The 4403-nt window shown below is 61.3% G+C and carries 5 protein-coding genes; 1 reads left to right on the plus strand and 4 read right to left on the minus strand.

Annotated elements, in window-relative coordinates:
* Nucleotides 1–1363: DNA repair protein RadA (radA, locus tag H8B02_RS45590; protein WP_229172260.1), on the minus strand; the 1363-nt coding region annotated here is incomplete at its 3' end.
* A 194-nt stretch (nt 1364–1557) separates the two neighbouring features.
* On the opposite strand from radA, the gene H8B02_RS45595 reads away from it, so the two are divergent.
* On the plus strand, nt 1558–2310 hold the full coding sequence (locus H8B02_RS45595; protein WP_229172261.1) for a DUF5131 family protein: 753 nt from the start codon (nt 1558–1560) through the stop codon (nt 2308–2310).
* A gap of 2 nt (nt 2311–2312) precedes the next feature.
* Here the strand turns inward: H8B02_RS45595 and H8B02_RS45600 are convergent, their stop codons facing one another.
* The 3 genes from H8B02_RS45600 to H8B02_RS45610 form a co-directional block, all read right to left on the minus strand.
* On the minus strand, nt 2313–3134 hold the full coding sequence (locus H8B02_RS45600; protein WP_229172262.1) for a three-Cys-motif partner protein TcmP: 822 nt from the start codon (nt 3132–3134) through the stop codon (nt 2313–2315).
* A 176-nt stretch (nt 3135–3310) separates the two neighbouring features.
* A complete protein-coding gene (locus H8B02_RS45605) occupies nt 3311–4036 on the minus strand; it encodes a sulfite exporter TauE/SafE family protein (RefSeq protein ID WP_229172263.1) in 726 nt (241 codons plus the stop codon).
* Nucleotides 4037–4163: 127 nt separating this feature from the next.
* Nucleotides 4164–4403: outer membrane protein (locus H8B02_RS45610; protein WP_229172264.1), on the minus strand; the 240-nt coding region annotated here is incomplete at its 5' end.

Consider the following 4403-nt stretch of genomic DNA (forward strand, 5'->3'; position numbering starts at 1 on the left):
CGGCAATTTCGGCGACCAGCGTGGTCAGATTGCCGACGCTGTTCAGCGCGAGCCCGCTATCGCCGCCGCCATCGCCGCGGGCCGATTCGGGCACGATGGCGCGGCCGAAGCCGAGCTTGAGGGCCTCTTTCAGCCGGGCCGGGGTCTGTGCCACCGGGCGGATCGCGCCGGACAGCGAAATCTCGCCGAAATAGACCGCGTCCGTCGGCAAGGGCGCATTCACCAGCGAGGAGACCAGCGCGGCCGCCGCGGCGACGTCCGCGGCCGGCTCCTGGATGCGCAGGCCGCCCGCGACGTTGAGGTAGACGTCATGTCCGGACAATTTGACGCCGCAATGCGCTTCCAGCACCGCCAGCACCATCGACAGCCGGCTCGGGTCCCAGCCGACCACGGCACGGCGCGGCGTGCCGAGCGAGGTCGGCGCCACCAGCGCCTGTAACTCGACCAGCACCGGGCGGGTGCCCTCGATGCCGGCGAATACCGCCGTGCCGGGACTTCCGAGCTCGCGTTCGGAGAGGAACAATTCCGAGGGGTTGGTGACCTCGCGCAGGCCGAGCCCGGTCATCTCGAACACGCCGATCTCGTCGGTCGCGCCGAACCGGTTCTTCGCCGAGCGCAGGATGCGGAACTGCTGCGAGCCTTCGCCCTCGAACGACAGCACCGCATCGACCATGTGCTCGACCACGCGGGGGCCGGCGATCTGGCCGTCCTTGGTCACATGCCCGACCAGGATGATCGTTGCCCCGGTCTTCTTGGCGAAGCGAATGAGGGCCTGCGCCGAGGCGCGCACCTGGGTCACCGTGCCCGGCGCGGACTCGACGGTGTCGGTCCACATGGTCTGGATCGAGTCGATCACGATCAGCCGCGGCACCGCGCCTTCCGACAGCGTCGAGACGATATCCTCGACCGAGGTTTCGGAGGCGAGCTGCACCGGCGCGTCCGCGAGCCCGAGCCGCTCGGCGCGGAGCCGCACCTGCGCGACCGCTTCTTCGCCTGAGATATAGACCGCGCGGTGGCCGGCGCGCGCCATCATGCTGGTGGCTTGCGTCAGCAGCGTCGACTTGCCGATCCCGGGATCGCCGCCGACCAGCAGCACCGAGCCGCGCACAAAACCGCCGCCGGTGACGCGATCGAGCTCGGCCATGCCGGAGGAGGTACGTGGCGCTTCCTGGCTTTTGCCGGTCAGGCTTTCGAGCGCAAATGTCCGCCCCTTGCGCTTGGAGCGGACCGAAACCGGTATCGAGCCGGCCGTGTCCTCCTCGGCCAGCGTGTTCCACTCGCCGCAGGAATCGCACTTGCCCTGCCAGCGATTATACGCCGCGCCGCAGTTCTGGCAGACGAAGGAGAGGGTCGATTTGGCCATTGATTCGCGAGGTGGGAGGATTGCCAGCACAATATAGCACGATCAGTCGCGGCTGTGCGTGTGGTACGATGTTGGTTCATTGCAACATCTCAGATCGAACCGCATTGGAGTAGTAGGATTTGCTGGTGAATAGGCGTTGGCCATGAGTAATGAAATCTAACCACTTTTGGGGATTCTAGGCGCGAGGGAATTCCATGGCGGAAACATCGATCGAATGGACTGACGCGACTTGGAATCCGGTCGCCGGTTGCACCGTTCTCACCGCGGGCTGCACGAACTGCTATGCCATGCGTATGGCCGCTAGGCTTGAGGCCATGGGCACTGCAAAGTACCGCGACCTAACGCGGAAGAGCGGGCGCCGTGCGGTTTGGACCGGCAAAATCCGCTTGGATTATGCATCTCTCGAAGCACCTAAGGCGTGGTCAAAACCACGAAAAGTCTTCGTCAATTCGATGTCTGATCTATTTCACGACGACGTTCCCGTTGAGTTCATCGACCTCGTCTGGAATGTCATGAAGGAGACGCCTCGGCATACATATCAAATCCTCACGAAGCGTCCCGAGCGCATGTCCCAAGTGCTAAGTCAAAGGCCATTCGAAATCCTCTCGAACGTGTGGCTCGGCACGAGCGTTGAGGATAGTCGCGTGCTGTATCGACTGGACGCAATTAGAGAGGTGCCTGCTGCCGTCAGATTTGTTTCGCTCGAGCCGCTGATCGGTTCGGTAGCCGGAGGCGATCTGACGGATATCCAGTGGGCGATCGTGGGTGGAGAGAGCGGCCCACGCGCTCGAGAGATGAAACCTGAGTGGGTGGACGAAATTGAAACGATGTGCCGCGCCTCTGGTACGGCCTTCTTCTTCAAGCAGTGGGGTGGAAAGAATAAGAAGGCCGCGGGTCGCATGCTTAACGGTAAGACCTATGACGAGATGCCTGATTTGAGGCCGTAACCTCACCGATACTTCTTGAAGATCGCATCGATAATCTTCTGTGCAACGGGCTTTTGGGAAGCGAAGAACAAATAATAGACAATCGCATTTGTCTTGTTTTTCATGGGCAACGGCTCGGGAACAAACTGGAAGCCAGCCACCTTTCGGAGCCGTTCCCGAAACGCCTGCACGATCGCGTCATTGCTCTGCTTTATGATGCCCGGTGAGCCAAACAGGTTCCCTTGTAGATCTTCCGCATAAGCGGCTTCTCTCCAGGACTCATCACCCCAGAACCGATTCATACGGTCGATACCATCTTTGGGGACGGCGGTTGGGTTTCGCCAAATTGCATTCCTGTTCATATCCATTACGGGAAAATTCAAGAACATGTCGATGGCGCGAGACTGGCCCGCCATCTCCATCGCCTTCCATTCTAAGTGAAGGCCGTAGGGATCAAAGAGGCAAAGCGCCCGCTTGAAATACTCGTACTTAATTGTCGGTAGAAGCGTCTGCGTAAGATACTTTGAGGCGTCTCCTGTCTCGATGTGGACGTTGTTGTGATTGGCGCATAACTTTCTCAGGTGCGCCGTTTTCTGCTCGTCCATATCGATGAAGAAGAATCCGTCGAAAGGCGGTCTGGTTCTCAATGCGCGAGCGGGGCTACCATCAATCGGCCCTCCGCTGCGCTTTGATACATGGACGCCAGCGCCGCTAAAGGCGTCAACATAGAGTTTAGTTAGGCCCTTCTGTTTCGCGAACGCACTTGTATAGGCCGAGCCGTATTTTTCGACGATTTCGAGCTTTAGCTCCGACCAGATTCCAACTTCGTCGAACTTAAATGACATCGGGGGCAAACTACAATGACAAGGTTGTTGCCGCTAAATATCCGTCGGGCGGTCCAGCAATTTAAGGCTTTAGCCAGCTTACTCGTTGTCCCAAGCGGCATGCAACTACTGATTGCTCGCGGTCAGGAAATCCAAACGCTAGGCACGATTGGTGCACCAGCGTCGTTGTCGCTCCTTCACGACGTTGCCGCCGACCACAGCAGCGATACGCCCGCCGCCAGCATGATGGCGTCCATGATCAGGCGGAACGCGTCCGGCTTCAACTGCAGCACGAAGCGTTTGGCGATGAAGGCGCCGGCCATCAGCGAGGCGCCGGCGATCAGGCCCTTCAGCGCGATGTCGGGTGTCAGCGCGCCGAACCGCTCGAAGGTCACCGACTTGCTGACATAGAGCCCGAGCGAGCTTGCCGCTTCGGTGGCGAGGAACGCGCCCTTGCTGAGGCCGTAAAACAAAAACAGCGGCACGCTGAGCGGGCCGGTCGAGGCCACGATGCCGGTGAGATAGCCGATCAGCGCGCCGCCGATCATCAGATGCCAGAGATTGGCTTTCAGTCTGTGCTGCGCCAGCCAGTGCCGCACCGGTACCATGGCGATCAGGAACATGCCGATCGCGATATCGACCGCGCGCGAGGGCAAAGCGAGCAGGGTGCGCGCGCCAAGCGCGGCGGCCGGAATGCCGGTGACCGAGTAGGCGGCGCAGGCGCGCCAGTCGACCTCGCGCCACCAGGCCAGGATGCGCGACAGATTGGCCATCACGGCCGCGACCGCCATGATCGGCACCGCCTGCTTCGGCCCATACTGATAGACCAGCACCGGCATCAGCATGATCGACGAGCCGGTGCCGACGATGCCTGAGATGGTGCCGGCGACGAGGCCGACGATGAGGACGAAAAGAAAACCCACGCGCACTCCGGGACGTGATCCCGAGCCATGCTGGACGCGTGTCCCGGGAGCGGACGCTCAGTGTGACCTCACGGTTCGAGACGGCGCAAGGGCGCCTTGAACCAGGGACGTGTCGTCGCGCGCCGCGTCAGTATTTCGCGACGACCGGGCCGCCGAAGCGGTAGTTGACGCGCACCGTCACCATGTCGACGTCCTGGCGGATGCGCTCGTCATGATTGAGCTGGGCGATGAACACCGGATCGTAGGTCATGTGAACGTTGTTGGTCCCCATGAACAGATGGTCGTATTCGATCGCCAGCGACCAGTTGTGCGCGATCGCATATTCGGCGCCGGCGCCGATCGCGCCGCCCCAGCGCGTCTCGCTGCC

This window comes from Bradyrhizobium altum (assembly GCF_020889705.1).
GTDB lineage: Bacteria > Pseudomonadota > Alphaproteobacteria > Rhizobiales > Xanthobacteraceae > Bradyrhizobium > Bradyrhizobium altum.